The organism is Mycolicibacterium confluentis, from assembly GCF_010729895.1.
Classification (GTDB): Bacteria; Actinomycetota; Actinomycetes; order Mycobacteriales; family Mycobacteriaceae; genus Mycobacterium; species Mycobacterium confluentis.
Window position 1 is genome coordinate 1834101 of record NZ_AP022612.1, and the last position, 17373, is coordinate 1851473.

The window sequence follows — 17373 nt, forward strand, 5'->3', positions numbered from 1 at the left end:
CAGTTATCCTTCCCCCCGGACTCAGTACTTGCCAAACGCCAACGCCACGTTGTGTCCGCCGAAGCCGAACGAGTTGTTGATGGCGTATTGGTAATCCCCATAACGCGGTTCCCCTGCGACCACGTCCAAGTCGATCTCCGGATCCGGCGTCTCGTAGTTGAGCGTCGGCGGGATGACGCCGTCGCGCAGTGCGAGAACCGTCAGGATCGACTCCAGAGCACCCACGGCTCCGATCGAGTGGCCCAGCGCCGACTTCGGCGCGTAGACCGCGGCTTCACCCACACCGGCCACACGCAGCGCGTTGGCCTCGGCGGTGTCACCGATCGGAGTCGCGGTGGCGTGTGCGTTGACGTGGCTGATGTCCTTGGCGGACAGGCCCGCCGTCTCCATCGCCCGCAGCATCGCCTTGCCGGCACGCTGGCCGTCCGGCGCCGGCGCCACCATGTGGTAGGCGTCCGACGTGATGCCCGCACCCATGAGCCGGGCCAACGGCTTGGCGCCGCGAGCCAACGCATGCTCTTCGGTCTCGATGATCATCATCGCCCCGGCCTCACCGAACACGAAGCCGTCGCGGTCCTTGTCGAACGGACGCGAGGCACCGGTCGGGTCGTCGTTGCGGGTCGACATGGCGCGCATCATCGAGAACGCCGCGATGGGCAGTGCCTCGATGCCGCCTTCCACACCGCCGCAGACGGCGAAATCGGCGTCACCCATGACGATCTGGCGCCACGCGTGGGCGATGGCCTCCGAACCCGACGAACAGGCCGACACCGGGGTGATGACCCCGGCGCGCGCACCCAGTTCGAGGCCGGCGACCGCGGCAGCACCGTTGGGCATGATCATCTGAACAGCCAGCGGAGACACCTTGCGGGGCCCGCCCTCGTTCATCAGGTCATAGGTCTCGACGATCTTCTCGCCGCCACCGAGGCCGGTGCCGACGACCACCGCGAACCGGTCCGGATCGACCTCGGGCTTACCCGCGTTCTCCCAGAGCCGACCGGCGACCAGCTTCGACATGCGCTGCACGTAGGACATGCGACGCATGTCGATGCGGGTCATGTGGTCGTCGATGTCATCGACGAGATGACCACCGATACGCACCGGAAGGTCCCACTTGGTGACGAAGTCGTCCTCGAGGACGCGGATGCCGCTTTCGCCGGCCAGCAGGCCCTTCCACGTGCTCTCGATGTCCGCGGCGAGCGCGGTGGTGGCCTCGACGGCCGTCACCACGACGTTCGGGAATCCGCCGTTAGCAGTGGAAGGTCTGGTCATTCCGAGCCAAACTTCTCGCGCAGGGCGGCGGCAGCCTCGGGGTTCTCTTCTTCGAGCTTCTGGATGTAGGAGACGACGTCGCCGACGGTGCGCAGACCGGCGAGGTCCTCGTCGGGGATCTTCACGCCGTACTTGTCCTCGGTCTGCACGGCGATCTCAACCATCGACAGCGAGTCGATGTCGAGGTCGTCGACGAAGGACTTCTCGGGGGTGACCTCGGACGGCTCGATGCCGGTCACTTCTTCGATGATCTCGGCGAGACCGGCGATGATTTCCTGCTGGCTGGCGGCCACGGTGTGGCTCCCTTCATTTCTGCTGGCCCGAAAGCGTGTGCGATCCGGGGTCGTACTGTCTATGCGGTTGTGCTTTGGAGACGGACCGGAGCTCAGAGCTCGGCGAGTCCGTCCAGGTCAGCGGGCGCCTTGACCGCGTAGGTCGGCGTGCCCTTGAGCTCGCGCTTGGCGATGCCGACCAGGGTTCCCGCGGGCGGGAACTCGACGACGGCCTTGACCTGGGCGTCCCGCATCGAAGCGGTGCACAGATCCCATCGGACCGGACGGGTGAGCTGAGCGACCAGCTTCTCCATCGCGTCGGCCGCTGAGGTGACAGCCTGGCCGTCGGCGTTGGACAGCAGGGTCGCGGTCGGCTCACTCGTGGTGACGGCGTCTGCCGCGGCGGAGTAGCCGTCGGTGGCCGAGGCCATGAAGTGCGTGTGGAAGGCGCCCGCGGTGGCGAGTTGGCGCACCCGCGCCTTGGCCGGCGGGTTCTCGGCGAGCTTGGCCAGCGCGTCGAGGCGGCCCGCGGCCACAATCTGACCGGCGGCGTTGCGGTTGGCGGGCACCAGGTCGAGGTCGGACAGCGCCGACAGGACCTCAGCCTCGTCACCACCGAGCACGGCCGACATTCCGGTGGCCTCGACGTTGCACGCCTTGGCCATCTCAGCACCGCGTGTGGCGGCCAGCTTGACCGCGTCGTCGGCGCTGATGACGCCCGCGATCGCGTAGGCCGCGATCTCACCGACCGAGTGTCCGGCGACCATGAGGTTGGCGGACTGCAGCAGACCGCGCTTGGCGAGCTCCTGGTGGGCCAGCAGCGTCGCCGCGACCACGAGGGGCTGCGTCACCGCGGTGTCGGTGATCTCCTCCGCCGTGGCGGTGGTGCCCAGCGTGACGAGATCGAGGCCGCTGATCTGCGACCAGGTCGCGAGCTGATCGGCGGCGCCGGGGAGTTCCAGCCACGGGGACAACATCCCCGGGGTCTGAGAACCCTGCCCGGGAGCGAGCAGCGCAATCACAGGTGTCGGTTCAGGCACTCTTTAAGAGAACATTGTGAGAGCGGTTTTGAGGGGTGTAAGAGATTATGAACCTCGTCTTAGGTTTTTGTGGAGAGCCTACAAAAGCGCCTGTCATGCGACGCCATCGATACGCAAGTGCAACCTGTTACTTTTCGTGAACTATGTCGACCGGCCCGGACATGGGCCCGGTGAGGTACTTCACAGTGCCGTTTGACGTGCGGGGACGCTGCGCCTGATAGGGGAGTCGGCCCACTGTGGAGGCCACCCGAAGCACGTATGCGTCGCGCGGCAGGGTCGGATCGCGGCCCGTGAAATCGGCGATGCGCTTGAGTCGGTAGCGGACCGTATTTGGATGAACGAACAATGTGCGTGCGCATGCCTCAATTGCTCCGCCGGAGTCGAGGTACGCGTCGAGGGTCTCGGTCAGGGCGGGTCCGGCGTCAGCGAGGGGTCGCATGACATCGGAGTGCAGTGCCGCGATGGCCGACGGATCGCCCATCAGCGCCCGCTCGGGAAGAAGCTCGCGCGCCGACACCGGTCGCGGGGCGCCGGTCCAGCCCGCGACGGCGTTCATGCCGGAAATCGCTTCGCTGGCACTGTGATACGCGGCCGCCAGTGACGGCGCAGTCGGCCCGACGACCACCGGTCCGGCCGAGAATGCGCCCAGAAGTTCGGTGAGGAACTTGTCAGTCGGTGACAGCTGGCCCGACACGATCGCGACGAGCCAGGTGCCGTGCACGTCGACCAGGGCCGCGCGGCCGTGGCGGTTTGCGGCGTCCCGGACATCGTCGGCGGCCAGGTGCGCACGGTCGGTCGGAGGGGTGCCGACGACGACGGTCGCCGGGGCCGTGGTGTCCCAGTTGAGCGCCGCCGACCGCGACAGCAGTTCCGGGCCGGTGTCGCCGCGGACGACCGCGTCGACGACGGTGGCCTCCATGCGGGTGTCCCAGGCGCCGCGCGCCTCGGCGGCGTCGGCGTAGGCCTTGGCTGCGGCGAAGGCCAGGTTGCGGCTGTACCGCAGAATGCCGACCGTCAATGCGGTCATCTGCTCGTCGTTGCGGGCCAGCAGGGGCATCACCTGCTCGAAGTGCTCCATGGCCACCTGCACCATGTCGACCGTCTGGCGCAGCGCGATCCTGCGGGCCAGGTCCTGGGGCACCAGCGCGAAGGCCTCGGCGGTGTAACCGACGTCGCTGTCCGGGTCGTTGAGCCACTCGGCGAAGTTCACGACCGCGGTCTGCACCACCAACTGGACGCTGGCGCGCTGCGAGGCCTCGAGCTCAGTGAAGAACGGCAGGCGCTCCTGCATCACCTGGACCGCGTCGGTCGCCATCCGGCCCGAATACTGTTTGACGCGTCGGCGCAGCGACTCGGGGACGTTGTCGAGCACCTCAAGAGGAGCACGCGACATCTCGAACGGATTGTCGGGCATCCCTAAAACCTACGCGATTTTTCTGGCAGAAGCCCACAGTTCCCGCGTCGCGGGGCCGTCGGAATGCCCGCGAGACTGCGGTGAGTGCGAGAAATCCCGGGTCCGGGGCGCACTCACCGCAGTCGCGGCAAGACGAGGTGGACGCTAGGCGCTGCCGGTGTCCTTGAAGGACACGCCCGCGGCGTACACGTCGTCGATCTTGTACTCCTTGGCGGCCGCGACGGCCACCGACGGATCGATCTCGCCATCCCGCGCGAGCGCCTCGAGCACCGCAACCACCACCGACTCGGCGTCGGTGTTGAAGTAGCGGCGCGCCGCGGGGCGGGTGTCGGAGAAGCCGAACCCGTCGGTGCCCAGCGTGACATAGGTGTTGGGCACCCACGGCCGGATCTGCTCCGGGACCGCGCGCATCCAGTCGGACACGGCCACGGCCGGGCCGCGGGTGTCGCTGAGCACCTTGGTGACATACGCCTCGCCGGCGGGGCGGTCGGGGTGGCGCAGTCGTTCCTTCTCCAGCGCCACGCCGTCGCGGTTGAGTTCGCCCCAACTGGTCACCGACCAGACGTCGGCGGCCACATCCCAGCTCTGCTCGAGCAGGTCGGCGGCGCGCAGCGCCTCCGGCATGGCCACCCCGGACGCCAGGATCTGCGCGGTGTTGGTGCGCTTCTCCGTCGCCGTGCGGAATCGGTAGATGCCGCGCAGCAGGCCCTCGGGGTCGAAGTTCTCGGGCTCGGCCGGCTGGATGTAGGGCTCGTTGTAGATCGTCATGTAGAAGAAGACGTTCTCCGGATCCTCGCCGTACATCCGCTGCAGACCGCTCTCGACGATGTAGGCGATCTCGTAGGCGAACGCCGGGTCGTAGGCCACCACAGCCGGATTGGTCGAGGCCAGCAGCAGCGAATGCCCGTCGGCGTGCTGGAGGCCCTCGCCCGTCAGGGTGGTGCGGCCGGCGGTGGCGCCGAGCACGAAACCGCGGGCCATCTGATCGGCCGCGGCCCAGAACCCGTCGCCGGTGCGCTGGAACCCGAACATCGAATAGAAGATGTAGATCGGGATCATCGGCTCGTTGTGGGTGGCGTACGACGTTCCGACCGCGGTGAACGACGACGTCGACCCGGCCTCGTTGATGCCCTCGTGCAGGATCTGGCCGATTTCGCTCTCCTTGTAGGCGAGCATCAGTTCGGCGTCGACAGCGGTGTACAGCTGCCCGTTGCGGTTGTAGATCTTCAGGCTGGGGAACCACGAGTCCATGCCGAACGTGCGGGCCTCGTCGGGGATGATCGGCACCAGGCGGGGGCCGATGTTCTTGTCCCGCAACAGTTCCTTGAACGTGCGCACGGTCGCCATGGTGGTGGCGACCTCCTGGTTGCCGGACCCCTTCTTCAGCGGCTTGTAGACATCGCGGGGTGGCAGTGCCAGCGCCGTGGACTTGGTGCGGCGCTCCGGCAGGAATCCGCCGAGGGAATGCCGCCGGTCCAGCATGTAGCTGATCTCAGGGGCGTCCTGGCCGGGGTGGTAGTACGGCGGCAGGTACGGGTTCTCTTCGAGCTGCGCGTCGCTGATCGGGATCCGCTGGGCGTCGCGGAAGTCCTTGAGGTCTTGCAGCGCAAGCTTTTTCATCTGGTGCGTGGCGTTGCGGCCCTCGAAGTGCTTGCCCAGGGTGTAGCCCTTGATGGTCTTGGCCAGGATCACCGTGGGCTGTCCCTTGTGCTCCATGGCGGCCCGGTAGGCGGCGTACACCTTGCGGTAGTCGTGGCCGCCGCGCTTGAGGTTCCAGATCTCGGCGTCGGTCATGTTCTGCACGAGCGCCTTGGTGCGCGGGTCGCGGCCGAAGAAGTGGTCGCGGACGTAGGCGCCGTCGTTGGCCTTGTACGTCTGGTAGTCGCCGTCGGGCGTCGAGTTCATCAGGTTGACCAGGGCGCCGTCGCGGTCGGCGTGCAGCAGCGCATCCCATTCGCGGCCCCACACCACCTTGATGACGTTCCAGCCCGCGCCGCGGAAGAAGGACTCCAGTTCCTGGATGATCTTGCCGTTGCCGCGCACGGGGCCGTCGAGGCGCTGCAGGTTGCAGTTGACGACAAAGGTCAGGTTGTCCAGGCCCTCGTTGGCCGCGACCTGGATCAGGCCGCGCGACTCCGGTTCGTCCATCTCGCCGTCGCCCAGGAACGCCCACACGTGCTGATCGGAGGTGTCCTTGAGGCCGCGGTCATGCATGTAGTGGTTGAACCGGGCCTGGTAGATGGCGTTCATGGGCCCCAGGCCCATCGACACCGTCGGGAACTCCCAGAAGTCCGGCATCAGGCGTGGATGCGGGTAGGACGGAATCCCGCCACCCGGATGGCTGTGCTCCTGGCGGAAGCCGTCGAGTTGTTCGGCCGTCAGGCGGCCCTCGAGGAATGCGCGGGCGTAGATGCCGGGGGAGGCGTGGCCCTGGATGAAGATCTGGTCGCCGCCGCCGGAGTGGCCCTTGCCGCGGAAGAAGTGGTTGAACCCGACCTCGTAGAGCGCGGCCGACGACGCATAGGTCGAGATGTGGCCGCCGACGCCCACGCCGGGGCGCTGCGCCCGGTGGACCATGATCGCGGCGTTCCAGCGGATCCACGCGCGGTAGCGGCGTTCGACCTCCTCGTCACCGGGGAACCACGGTTCGAGTTCGGTGGGGATGGTGTTGACGTAGTCGGTGGACGTCAGCGACGGGATGGCCACCCGCTGCTCACCGGCGCGCTCCAAAAGGCGCAGCATCAGGTAGCGGGCCCGGGCCGGACCCGACCGTGCCAGCAGATCATCGAAGGACTCCAGCCATTCACCCGTCTCGTCGGGGTCGATATCCGGCAGATAGGACGCCACGCCCTCTCGGATCACACGTACCCGGTCAGGTTCTGCTGCGGTGCCTGAGTTTTGGGCCAGGTCATGGCGCACGAACTCGGTAGTCAACGCACTACTCCTTGATTGGTGTGGCGGGGATTTCCCGCGCTCAGTGCCTATCCTGCCTCGTCTGAGGCGTTCGCGGTGATCGGATCCCCCTGGTCCCCTCGAAGCGGTGTCCGGACCGGTAACGTCTTCGGCTGTGCTGACCCGAATCAGGCGTACGGCGCCGCTCGCGGCGGGGCTGGTCGCCGCCGTCGCGTTGGGAGTCGTCGGGTGCACCGCGCTGACCGCGGGGGACGCCACAGTCGACGCAGGCGACGTGCCTCAGTACCGGACCTCGGTGTCGGTGTCGCGCTCGGCGGCTTCGGTGACCTCGAGCGAGAAGGAGGCCGCGCGGCAGGCGTCGTTGACCACTCAGGCCGCGCACTCTGTGTGCGAGACGATGAGCACCAGCAGTGCGGAGGCCATCCAGACCGTCAACGCCTACGTCGCGGCGGTGAACACCGGGCGAGACATCGAAGGCACGCTGGGCCCGGCCCGCGACGCCTTGATCGGCAGCGCCGATCAGGTGTCGGCGCAGGTCAGCGACACTCTGCCGGTCGAACTGCGGGACGCGCTGACCGCCTGGGTGGACGCCTCACGCGCAGCAGGCGCCGTGCTGGCCGCCAACGGTCCGGCCTCGGAGTTCAACGCCGAGGTGGATAGGGTCAACACCGCCCGCGGGCGGGCGTTGGACCTGTGCGACTCGACCTACTGATCGGGACGATTTGCGAGATCCTGACGCGTTGGTCGTGAACAGCCGATTCCCCTGTGCGACGATAAGTGCAATCAGTCATCCATCCAGTTCATCTTCAGGAGGTCACACGGTGGTCGCGGCGGACGGCGCCTCGAACTACGCCCGAAAGCTGGGCATACAACGAGATCAGTCTGTGCAGGAGTTGGGCTGGGATGAGGACACCGACGACGACCTTCGTGCCGACGTCGAAGAGGCCTGTGGCGGTGAACTTCTCGACGAGGACGCCGACGAGGTCATCGACGTGGTCCTGCTGTGGTGGCGCGACGACGACGGCGATCTTGTCGACGCGTTGATGGACGCCATCACCCCATTGGCCGACGACGGCGTGGTGTGGGTGCTGACGCCCAAGACGGGCCGGACCGGCCACGTGGCGCCGGCCGACATCGCGGAGGCCGCGCCGACAGCGGGGTTGATGCAGACCTCGTCGGCCAATCTCGGTGACTGGACCGGCAGCCGCCTGGTGCAGCCCAAGTCGAAGGCCGCGGGACGGCACAGCTGATGCTCGCGGTCGGCGCCAAGGCGCCAGACTTCACCCTTAAGGATCAGAACGGGCAGCCGGTTTCACGTTCCAGCTACGAGGGTTCCAAGAACCTGCTGATCGTGTTCTTCCCGCTTGCCTTCACCGGCATCTGTCAGGGCGAACTCGACGAGATCCGCGACAACCTGCCGCGCTATGAGAGCGACGACGTCGCGACCGTGGCCGTTTCGGTCGGGCCGCCGCCCACGCACAAGGTGTGGGCCACGCAGAACGGATTCCTGTTCCCGGTGCTGTCCGACTTCTGGCCGCACGGTGCCGTCGCGCAGTCCTACGGCGTGTTCAACGACGTCGCCGGCGTGGCCAACCGCGGGACGTTTCTGGTCGACAAGACCGGTGTGATCCGGTTCGCCGAGTGCAAGCAGCCCGGCGAGGCGCGGGATCAGTCGGTGTGGACCGAGGCGCTGGCGGCGCTCTAGGCATCTGATCGCCGCTGGAATTGGCTTCCTTGCGAGAGTATTGGGTAGCCTGCCACGGCACGGGCGTGTAGCTCAGTGGTAGAGCTCTGGTTTTACACACCAGCGGTCGGGGGTTCGAAACCCTCCGCGCCCACTCATCAAGGTCCACGAATCAGTGGATGGCCGATCCATGTTCGGCCGGATAGGCGTGGATCAGGGCCGTCGCCAGCTTGGGCACCGCGTGCGTGAGGTCGTGCTCGGCTTCATGGGCGATGCGGTGAGCCTCAGCGAGGTTGAGGCCGGGATCGATGTCCAGCTCGGCATCGGCGTGCAGACGGTGGCCGATCCAGCGCATCCGCACGCTGCGAACCGCCTGCACGTCTGGCCGTGCGGACAGGGACTTCTCGGCGGCATCGACGAACTCCGGATCGACTCCGTCCAGCAGTCGGCGGAATACATCACGTGCCGCAGTTCGCAACACCGCCAGGATCGCCACCGTGATGACCAAGCCGATGACTGGGTCGGCCAGGGGATAGCCGAGTGCCGTCCCGCCTGCTGCGAGCAACACGGCCAGCGAGGTGAAACCGTCCGTGCGGGCGTGTAGACCGTCGGCGATCAGTGCGGCGGAGCCGATTCGGCGGCCGACGCGGATCCGATAGAGCGCAACCCACTCGTTGCCCACGAACCCGAGAAGGCCCGCCAGGGCGACCCAACCCAGCTGTTCGACGGGTTGGGGATGAATCAGGCGCATGACGGCCTCATAGCCGGCGACGATGGCCGACAGGGTGATCATGGCGACGACGAAGAGCCCTGCGAGGTCTTCGGCCCTTCCGAATCCGTAGGTGTACCGGCGGGTTGCCGCCTTGGTGCCCATCGCGAAGGCAATCCACAACGGCACTGCTGTCAGGGCGTCGGAGAAGTTGTGAATGGTGTCGGCCGCCAGCGCCACCGAGCCTGAGACGGCCACGATGGCGATCTGCGCGATCGCGGTGACGCCGAGCACCACCAGACTGATCTTGACTGCCCTGATGCCGGCGGCGCTTGACTCCAACGCGCTGTCGACGCTGTGCGCGGCGTCATGCGAGTGCGGCGCGAAGATCTCCTTGATCGTGGCCCCGATCCCCTTCGGGTGGGTGTGGCTGTGATCGTGGGAGTGGCCGTGTTCGATCGGCTCGTGGGAGCGGTGGGTCATCGGTGGCGGCCATTCGCCTGAGTCGGGATCACTTCGCCTGCGCGGGTTCGGGATGAAGCGCGGCGAGTTCGGCAGCGTTGCGATGATGGGCTGGCACACCGGGTCCGGCATGCTCGGCGTTGAAAACTGCGTCAAGGACAAGTTGCCCGACATGGTCGTTGTCCAGGCTGTAGAAGATTGTCGTGCCCTCGCGGCGAGTGTGGACAAGCCGCGCCATGCGCAGCTTCGCCAGATGCTGTGACACCGACGGTGCAGGTTTTCCGATGTGTGCAGCCAGGTCGTTCACCGACATCTCCCGCGCCTGCAGGGCCCACAGGATCTGCACGCGGGTCGCGTCGGCCAGCATCCGGAACACCTCGACCACCAAAGCCACCTGGTCGTCGGGGAGTCGTCGCGTGCATGCCCCGTTATCTGCATTCATATGCAGATAATAGCTCAGTGATCGATGCCGTCCGGCGACATGTCTGCGGCAACCGCTATGCGCGCGGGCGTCTGTCCAAACTGTGCAACCAACAGTTCGATGCGCGCCTCGGCGAGGTTTGGCCGGAGCCGCCCGCCGCGGCCGAGGGTGACGAGGCCGTGCAGTGCGGCCCAGAACACCTCGGTACGGGTGTCGGCCTCCGCTTCGCCTGACACTGCGGCGACAGCGTTCCGCAACTGGGCGAACGCTGCCTTGAGCGGGGCGGGCGTGTCCTCGGAGGCGAATCGCAACCCGGTGGCGCGCAGGAACATCGCGTCGTAGAGGGCCGGGTTGTCACCTGCGAACGACAGGTAGGCGTGCGCCGTCGGGATCAACGGATTCTCGCCGGCACCGGTGCGTGCGGCCCGCAGCACTTCGGCCAACTCGCCGAATCCGTCGACGGCAAGTGCCTCGGCGATGGCCTCCATGCCGGCGAAGTGCTTGTAGATCACGGGCTGGCTGTACTCGATCTCCGCGGCGAGGCGGCGCGTGGTGACCGCGTCCCAACCCTCCGACTCCGCCAGCGTGCGGGCGGTGTCGAGGATCAACCGGTGGCGTGCGGCACGGTCCCTGGCGCGGCGGTCTTCGAGGGCCATGGCTCGAGTATATCAACGCTAGAAAAACTAGCAATGCTATTGCCGCGGACGCGGCCAAGGGTTAGCGTTGCTAGCACCCGTCCGATTGGAGTTGGTGGACATGGGCACAGCGGCCAACCTGGCCTTCGTCATCGCGCTGCTGGGGGCGGCGGTGGTCTACGGGACCGACGTCTTCTGTGCCCTGGTGCTGCGGCCGGCCCTGGCCGCGGTCGATGACCGCGCCTTGGTGGCGGTGTCCGGCAACGTGCATCGCTACGGCGACCGGCGAATGCCCCTGCCCGGCGTCATCGGGATCGTGGCCGCCGTCCTGGGAGCCGTCCTGGCCGTGATCGCGGGACGGTGGTCCGCGGCCATCGCGGCGGCCATCGCCGTCGCGCTGCTGCTGATCTGGCTCGTCCTCTACCTGCGGATCAGCGCGCCGATCAACCGGCAACTCACCGCGGCCGCCGGCGCCGGTGACACGCCCGCGAACGCGCGTGAGCTTCAACGTCAGTGGGACCGAATCATCAGCGCCCGGGCCGTGATTCAGGGTGTGGCAGTCACCGCACTGTGCGTGGCGCTGGTGCTCTGAGCGAAGGAACTGGAAATGAACAACAACGCTGTCGTCCGACGGATCATGCAGGCCGCGCCGCTGTTCAACGCACCGGTCACGGCACTGTCGAACTCCCGGCTCTTCGGCCGGATCATCGGCCGCAACGTCGCCGTCATCACCTACACGGGACGTCGGTCCGGTCGCACGTTCAGCACGCCGGTGGCCTACCGCCGCACCGGCGACGGCCTGCAGATCGCGGCTAACCTGCCCGACGCCAAGACCTGGTGGCGCAACTTCCTCGACGACGGTGCGCCGATCTCCGTGAAGCTCGACGGAGTCGACCGCGCTGGACACGCTGTGGCGCACCGCGACGGGAGTGGACGCGTCACGGTCGACGTCCGTCTCGACGCGGATTAATCCAAGCCGGCGAGAGCCTTTCGGGCGGCCTCAAGTTCGGCTTCCAGCGCCGCGACTTTGGCGGCCTGCTGGGAGCGTGCCTCTTCGATGATCGCGTCGATCGGGGTGGAGAGGTCCTCATGCAGTTCCCTGGCCGCGCGCGAGACGGCGGCGGCCGCGACGGCGACGTCGCGGGCCAGGAAGGTGCTGCCCTGCTTGAGTTCGGCGCGCCATTCACCGTCGGCGGTACCGATGACGGTCAGGGTCAGTTCGAGCGTCTTGGCCTTCCGGCCGGCCGCCTTCTTCGCGGGGGCCTTCTGGGGCTGCACCTCCGCGGAGGGGGTGATGAACTCGGTGGACGGAGCTTCCGGTGCCAGGGTGTCTGCAGTCATCGTCACGTGGGTCAGTAGAACACACGTTCGACTGCGGGTAAAGTCAGGCCGAGAGCGTGTCGATGGCCGCGCGCAGTTTGGCCGCGGCCTCGTCGGCGACCTCACGCAGGCTCGGCTGATCGGACACCTGAACCATGATCTGGGGGTCCATCGCGTCGACGATCACGCCGTCGCCCTCCGGGTCGGCGCGGACGGCGACATTGCAGGGCAGCAGCAGTCCGATCTGACGGTCGGCGTTGACCGCGCGGTATGCCAGGGGCGGATTGCAGGCCCCGAGGATCAGGTAGTCCTCCATGTCCTCACCCAGCTTGGCCTTGAGCGTAGCCTTCATGTCGATCTCGGTGAGAATCCCGAAACCCTGATCCGCCAGGGCGTTTCGTGTCTTCTTCACCGCATCCTCGAACGTGGTGTGCAACGTCGTGGACAGTGCGTAGCTCATGACTTCTCCGATGTCTCGGCGGTCCGTTCTGGCGGCATCTGGCGGATCTCCCGGTCGGCCTTCGTGATGCGGTCTCTGATGCTCTGCATCGCGGTACGCACCTTGTCGGCGCGTGCCGCGGCGCGCTCCTGCCGGCGTTCCCTGGCCTGGGCGGTCTTGTCGGCCAACCGCTTCTGCCACGTCGATCGCGGGACATCCTGCAACACAGCAGCTTTGGCTTCTGTCTTGGCCCCAGACTGTCCGCCGAGCTTGGCCGTATTCGGCTCGGTGGGCGGCGTCGGATAGGGAATCGACACCGGGCGGTTGTAGGCCTTCTCGACGATCGGGCGCAGCGCGTTGTCGAGAGCCGGAGCGAACGGCCCGGTCCACGCAATCAAGGGCAGCGTGTCCGTGGGCACCCACACATAACGGACCTGCGCGCCGGACTCGTAGGTGTCGGTGTGGGTTGGGTAGCCGCCGTTGACGACTTTGGCGTAGTCGACGTCGCGGTAGTTGCTGTGCAGCGAGTGCTTGCCCATTTCGGCGTTCAGCACGGCCAACAGGTTGGACCGGTCGTCGGGGGCATCCGCCCAACCGTCGTACTGCCGGATCACCTCGTACCCGGAATAGCCCGGATCCTCCGGCAGGCCCTGACCGTTGGTGTAGCCGACGCCGCCCTGCCGTCCGCCGTAGCGGTTCTCCGGGTTGCCGAAGCTGAACCAGGTGACCCGGGAGGCCGGACTGGGAGCGACCTGTGCGCCGGTCGACCAGTCGCGGAGGGCCGAGTAGATGACCTGACCGCCCTGGCTGTGGCCCAGCAGGACCACGTCGCCGGAGGCGGGGATGGCGGCGGTCAGCATCCGCCCGCCCTCCTGCGTGTAGGTGCCCAACGGAATCGACGTGTACGGCACGCCCTGGCAGGTGCTGGGCGCGGCGCACAGCGCGCCACCCATGATCTGGTGGCTCGAGCGGTCACTGCCGGAGAACGCGCCTTCGAATGTCAACACCGAAGCGGCCGATGCGGTGCCGCCGCCAGCGCACAGTGCCGCCACCAACACTGGCGGGCCCAGCCACGTCGCAGTCCTGCGCATACGCATCCCCTCGCAAACCAGAACTGCAGACTATCGGGGGGCGCGTAGACCCCGATGACGAATCGTCAGACCGGTACCGCGACCTCGTTACGGCGGCGCCACGGGATGGTCCAGGGCGGATCGTAGAACCACGACACCGCCTCGCCGGTCGGCTTGATCCCCTTGTCCCGCAGGACGTCCAACAACTCTTCCACCCGTTCGGCGACCGCCGCCGGACTGCGGTCGCCGGTGAACCGCAGCACCGCGAACTTCTCGGCGGGCACCTCGACCAGGCGCACCTGGTCATCGTCGGGTGTCGGCAGCGTCTGCAGAGACCATTTGGCCGGCATGAAGAACCTGATCACCGATCCGCCCTGCGGGTCGCGGGCCTGGGCCACCGGCGCCGTCATGGCGATCTTCTCGCTCGACTGCGCCACCGGGGCGGTCATCGCGATCGAGGTCTGCCTGCTGTTGCCGCCGAAGATGTACCCGGCCAGTCGGCGGAAGCCGGTGTTGCGGGCCCGGTCCTCGTCCTCGAGCACCGTCGTCTCCGCCGCGATCCGGGGCCCGTACCGGCGGATCTCCACGCCGGACCCCAGGGGTTCGGCCACATACAGCGGTTCTTCGGTGCCGATCCGGATCCCGACGATGCCGCCGAGTCCTTCGGCGAATTGGACGGCGCCAGAAATGATGCGAGACAACATGGCAGCGGGGATACCCGAAGTGGCCGTCAGCAACACCCACCGGCGTGCTCGCGTTGCGCCAAGTGCGCGTGCTCGGTGTTGTCCGCGCCGTCGATCGCGGCCAGGAACTCCGCCAGATCGACCCGCCGCCCGCCGACCCAGGTGCCCAGCACCGCGACCTCATCGATCAGACGCTGCGGGTCGACGGTCCACGGGTCGGCGCTCAACTCCACGAAGTCGGCGAGCTTGCCCACGCTGATCGACCCCACCAGATGCTCGCGGCGCAGTGTGCGGGCGGCGTTGATCGTCTGCGCACGCCAGGCCTGATCCAGCGAGATGGCCTGCTCGGGGCCGTACACACCGCCCGCGCGGGTCCGGCGGGTGACGGCGGTGGCGATGTTGTCGACGGGCGTCGGCGGTGACACCGACCCGTCGTTATGCAGCGACACACACGCCCCCGAGGCGACGGCGTCGGCGAACGCGCCCCACTGCGCCCCGTGCGCCTCGTCGAACATCTGCCCCGCCAGCAGATCGCCCCAGTAGTAGTACTGGAACGGCGCCATCGAGACGTGGACGCCCAGGCGCGCGGCGCGGTCGAAGTGTGCGCGGGTGCCCGCGCCGGCGTGCTCGAGGCGCCACCGATGGTCGGCGCCGAGCAGGCCGTGCCGTGTCAGGGCGTCCTCGTAGGCGTCCAACGCCAGGTCCAGCGCGAGGTCACCGTTGGCGTGGAAGGACATCTGCCATCCAGCCGGGACCGCGCGGTCGAGGATGGCGTCGAGTTGCTCGCGGCTGTAGTTCATCGAGTCGACGCCACCGGAGGTCGCCGGGTCGATGCCCGCGGTCCGGGTGGCGGGGGTGTCGAGGTACGGGAACGAGATTGCGATGTTGCCGACCCAGGGCGAGCCGTCGGTCCACAGCTTGACCCCGGACTTGGTCAGCATCTCCTCGCCTGCGGCGAAACTGATGGGGTCGGCGTAGGTGTCGGTGACCGACATCTCCCACATGCTGACCCGCAGCGGGCACGACGGTGCCGCGGCCAACGCCTCGTAGCCGGCCGCGAACTTCGGGTCGAAGGTCATGTCTGAGGCCGATGTGTATCCGCCCCGGGACATCAGCGCGTAGTAGAGCGCGCCCGAGGTCAGCGGATCGCCCATCTCGGCCAGCAGTGGGCCCGTCACTGCGGTCAGGACCGGCAGTTCGAAACCCTGCCCGTTGAGGCTGCCGTCGGCGTTGCGGCCGAAGTGTGAGGCCACCGGATCCTCCGGCGGAGTGGTGTCCCACCCATAGCGGCGCATCAGCGCGGTGTTGAAATACACGCCGTGCCCGGAGTTGTCGGTCACGACAGCCACCCGGTCACCGAAGATGCCGTCCAACTCCTCGGCCTTGGGTGAGGGATGACCGTGCAGCAGCGCGTCATACCCGGCGAACCACAGCGGGGCGTCGGGGTCGGCGGTGGCCAGTGCGTCGGCGAAGACCGCCTGCACATCAGCCCATGTCGGACAGTCCCACGGTGCAATCGAGCGGGCCGGGGCCTGCGTCGCGACGCCACTGATCAATGGATGGCTGTGTGGCTCAACGAATCCCGGCGCCAGGGCGGCTGCGCCGGTGTCGACCACCTCGGCGTCGGGCAGTGCGGCCCGGCACTGCGCCAGCGTCCCGACGGCCACGATGCGGCCGTCCGACACCGCGACGGCCTCGGCCCGAGGAGTGTCGTCGTCCATGGTGATGACCGTTGCCGCGGTGAGTATTGAGTCGCCCATCGCGACAGTGTGTCATCCGGGTGGTGCGAAAAGCTCCAACGCAATGCCGTCGGGGTCACGGAAGCTCAGGCCGGATCCGTAGTGCGCGTCGACGATGCCGCCGTGGGAGACGCCCATGTTGTCGAGTCGTGTCGCCCACTCCTGCAGTTCGGCACGGCCGGTGACGGCGAAGCCGACGTGGTCGAGGCCGGTGCGGAACTCGCTGAACGTCTCCTGCGCCGGCGCCGCGGGGTGCTCGTGGATGCCGAACAGGGTGCCGTCCTTCAGCACCCACACGACATGGTGGAAACCGGCGTCGGCGTCCTCGTCGAGCACCGCGTCATACCCGAACAGTGCGCGATACCAGGGGGTGCTGACGCTCAGATCGCGGACGGTGACGGCGATGTGGCCCAGTCCGGGAAAGGTCATGGCTCCTCCAGGAGGCTCAGACGATGCGCCGACCACGGCGCGCGCGGGACCGCATGTCCCACAGGTACAGCTGATAGCCCAGCACCCACGTCTGGTGCGGGATGAGCCGGTCGGCCAACCGCAGGGCCGCCAGCAGCCATTCGAACCGCTGCTGCTGCGCGCTGCTCCACGGCAGTCGCATCTTGCTGCGGAACTCCTCGGGCAGGAACCCCGTCGTCGCGAACAGGTTGAACCGCCCCAGCGTCGCCGAGACGGGCTTGGGCAGGAACACCATGGTCGCCACACCCTTGAGGTGCTCACGGACCGGCGGGTCGATGTTCAGGTCCTCCAGCGAGCGCTTCCAATAGTCCTCGAACGCGACTCGGTCGGCGGGCCACATGTCCTCGCGCACCTGCAGGGTGGTGCCGAGCTTGCGGGCATCGCGATACACCGCGTCGGCGGCCGCGTCGTCGAGCGGGCCGTACAGGAACTCGTGCTGGTCGACGTAATAGCGGTACAGGCAGGCCGCCACCCACAACTGCAGCTTGGGGTCGAACGCGTTGTAGCGCACCGGACTTGACTTCGTGGAACGCACCTGGGCGTGTGCGGTGTCGACCGCGGTGCGGATCAGGGCGCGGTCGGATTCGGTGCCGATGGTCGCGGCCGCCAGGTAGGTGCCGGTGGTGCGGGCCCGTTTGAACGGATGCTTGTAGACATTGCCGGAGTCGACCGGACTCTCCAGGACGCCGTACCCCACGCCAGGCAGGGCGAGCTGCATGATGACGTTGGCGGCGGGCAGCAGCGTCGCGGCCGGATTCAGCAGGTCGGCGACCCGCGTCGGTTGCTTCACAGGTGCCATAAGGGGCAGTAGACCACTTGTGAGACGCTGCTG

20 protein-coding genes and 1 tRNA gene are annotated in these 17373 nt (G+C 67.5%); 6 read left to right on the plus strand and 15 right to left on the minus strand.

Translation table 11 applies throughout. The annotated features are described in order from the left end of the window. Positions 1 to 21: 21 nt before the first annotated feature. The 5 genes from kasA to aceE all read right to left on the minus strand — a co-directional run bounded on the left by kasA (position 22) and on the right by aceE (position 6932). Positions 22 to 1272 (minus strand): 3-oxoacyl-ACP synthase KasA, encoded by a 1251-nt coding sequence (kasA, locus tag G6N34_RS08420; protein ID WP_085150686.1) that lies wholly within the window; start codon positions 1270 to 1272, stop codon positions 22 to 24. Continuing rightward, the gene (gene acpM, locus G6N34_RS08425; RefSeq protein WP_085150688.1) at positions 1269 to 1565 is read right to left on the minus strand and encodes a meromycolate extension acyl carrier protein AcpM; all 297 of its coding nucleotides are present in this window, start codon (positions 1563 to 1565) and stop codon (positions 1269 to 1271) included. Before acpM ends, kasA begins: the two co-directional genes overlap by 4 nt. A 92-nt stretch (positions 1566 to 1657) precedes the next feature. Beyond that, positions 1658 to 2566, minus strand: a complete 909-nt coding sequence (locus tag G6N34_RS08430; RefSeq protein WP_109788376.1) for an ACP S-malonyltransferase — start codon at positions 2564 to 2566, stop codon at positions 1658 to 1660. A 145-nt stretch (positions 2567 to 2711) separates the two neighbouring features. Further along, on the minus strand, positions 2712 to 3998 hold the full coding sequence (locus G6N34_RS08435; protein ID WP_085150691.1) for a PucR family transcriptional regulator: 1287 nt from the start codon (positions 3996 to 3998) through the stop codon (positions 2712 to 2714). A gap of 144 nt (positions 3999 to 4142) precedes the next feature. Beyond that, a complete protein-coding gene (aceE, locus tag G6N34_RS08440) occupies positions 4143 to 6932 on the minus strand; it encodes a pyruvate dehydrogenase (acetyl-transferring), homodimeric type (RefSeq protein ID WP_085150693.1) in 2790 nt (929 codons plus the stop codon). Between the two features lie 133 nt (positions 6933 to 7065). On the opposite strand from aceE, the gene G6N34_RS08445 reads away from it, so the two are divergent. The 4 genes from G6N34_RS08445 (at position 7066) to G6N34_RS08460 (ending at position 8749) form a co-directional block, all read left to right on the plus strand. Next, positions 7066 to 7623 carry an Rv2240c family protein gene (locus G6N34_RS08445; protein ID WP_234812810.1) on the plus strand — a complete coding sequence of 186 codons (558 nt, stop codon included), beginning with the start codon at positions 7066 to 7068 and terminating at the stop codon, positions 7621 to 7623. A gap of 109 nt (positions 7624 to 7732) precedes the next feature. Beyond that, positions 7733 to 8161, plus strand: coding sequence for a DUF3052 domain-containing protein (locus G6N34_RS08450; protein WP_085150695.1), 429 nt, complete (start codon positions 7733 to 7735; stop codon positions 8159 to 8161). Further along, on the plus strand, positions 8161 to 8616 hold the full coding sequence (locus G6N34_RS08455; protein WP_085150697.1) for a peroxiredoxin: 456 nt from the start codon (positions 8161 to 8163) through the stop codon (positions 8614 to 8616). Before G6N34_RS08450 ends, G6N34_RS08455 begins: the two co-directional genes overlap by 1 nt. A gap of 61 nt (positions 8617 to 8677) precedes the next feature. Further along, positions 8678 to 8749: transfer RNA gene (locus G6N34_RS08460), tRNA-Val, on the plus strand. 18 nt (positions 8750 to 8767) lie between these two features. Here G6N34_RS08460 and G6N34_RS08465 read toward each other — a convergent pair. From G6N34_RS08465 to G6N34_RS08475, 3 genes are read right to left on the minus strand one after another with little or no spacing between them, the layout of a single operon-like run. Beyond that, the gene (locus G6N34_RS08465; protein WP_085150699.1) at positions 8768 to 9787 is read right to left on the minus strand and encodes a cation diffusion facilitator family transporter; all 1020 of its coding nucleotides are present in this window, start codon (positions 9785 to 9787) and stop codon (positions 8768 to 8770) included. A 28-nt stretch (positions 9788 to 9815) separates the two neighbouring features. After that, positions 9816 to 10208, minus strand: coding sequence for an ArsR/SmtB family transcription factor (locus G6N34_RS08470; protein WP_085150701.1), 393 nt, complete (start codon positions 10206 to 10208; stop codon positions 9816 to 9818). Positions 10209 to 10222: 14 nt separating this feature from the next. Next, the gene (locus G6N34_RS08475; RefSeq protein WP_085150703.1) at positions 10223 to 10843 is read right to left on the minus strand and encodes a TetR/AcrR family transcriptional regulator; all 621 of its coding nucleotides are present in this window, start codon (positions 10841 to 10843) and stop codon (positions 10223 to 10225) included. A 100-nt stretch (positions 10844 to 10943) separates the two neighbouring features. Here G6N34_RS08475 and G6N34_RS08480 point away from each other — a divergent pair, with 100 nt between their 5' ends. Then, complete coding sequence (locus tag G6N34_RS08480) at positions 10944 to 11414, plus strand: DUF1772 domain-containing protein (RefSeq protein ID WP_085150705.1); 471 nt, start codon at positions 10944 to 10946, stop codon at positions 11412 to 11414. Between the two features lie 9 nt (positions 11415 to 11423). Next, the gene (locus G6N34_RS08485) at positions 11424 to 11792 is read left to right on the plus strand and encodes a nitroreductase/quinone reductase family protein (protein WP_109788377.1); all 369 of its coding nucleotides are present in this window, start codon (positions 11424 to 11426) and stop codon (positions 11790 to 11792) included. On the opposite strand, the gene G6N34_RS08490 is transcribed toward G6N34_RS08485, so the two are convergent. From G6N34_RS08490 to G6N34_RS08520, 7 genes are all read right to left on the minus strand, one after another. Beyond that, the gene (locus tag G6N34_RS08490; protein WP_407663217.1) at positions 11789 to 12169 is read right to left on the minus strand and encodes a DUF6319 family protein; all 381 of its coding nucleotides are present in this window, start codon (positions 12167 to 12169) and stop codon (positions 11789 to 11791) included. The two genes, G6N34_RS08485 and G6N34_RS08490, sit on opposite strands and share 4 nt — an antisense overlap. Positions 12170 to 12206: 37 nt before the next feature. After that, positions 12207 to 12602 carry a DUF302 domain-containing protein gene (locus G6N34_RS08495; RefSeq protein ID WP_085150709.1) on the minus strand — a complete coding sequence of 132 codons (396 nt, stop codon included), beginning with the start codon at positions 12600 to 12602 and terminating at the stop codon, positions 12207 to 12209. Next, positions 12599 to 13672 carry a PE-PPE domain-containing protein gene (locus G6N34_RS08500; RefSeq protein WP_163645360.1) on the minus strand — a complete coding sequence of 358 codons (1074 nt, stop codon included), beginning with the start codon at positions 13670 to 13672 and terminating at the stop codon, positions 12599 to 12601. Before G6N34_RS08500 ends, G6N34_RS08495 begins: the two co-directional genes overlap by 4 nt. A 65-nt stretch (positions 13673 to 13737) precedes the next feature. After that, the gene (locus tag G6N34_RS08505) at positions 13738 to 14355 is read right to left on the minus strand and encodes an SOUL family heme-binding protein (RefSeq protein WP_085150713.1); all 618 of its coding nucleotides are present in this window, start codon (positions 14353 to 14355) and stop codon (positions 13738 to 13740) included. Between the two features lie 26 nt (positions 14356 to 14381). After that, positions 14382 to 16094 (minus strand): amidohydrolase, encoded by a 1713-nt coding sequence (locus G6N34_RS08510; RefSeq protein ID WP_085150715.1) that lies wholly within the window; start codon positions 16092 to 16094, stop codon positions 14382 to 14384. A gap of 12 nt (positions 16095 to 16106) precedes the next feature. Continuing rightward, positions 16107 to 16502, minus strand: a complete 396-nt coding sequence (locus tag G6N34_RS08515) for a VOC family protein (protein ID WP_085150716.1) — start codon at positions 16500 to 16502, stop codon at positions 16107 to 16109. Between the two features lie 16 nt (positions 16503 to 16518). Further along, positions 16519 to 17331 (minus strand): oxygenase MpaB family protein, encoded by an 813-nt coding sequence (locus G6N34_RS08520; protein ID WP_085150815.1) that lies wholly within the window; start codon positions 17329 to 17331, stop codon positions 16519 to 16521. Between the last annotated feature and the right edge of the window lie 42 nt (positions 17332 to 17373).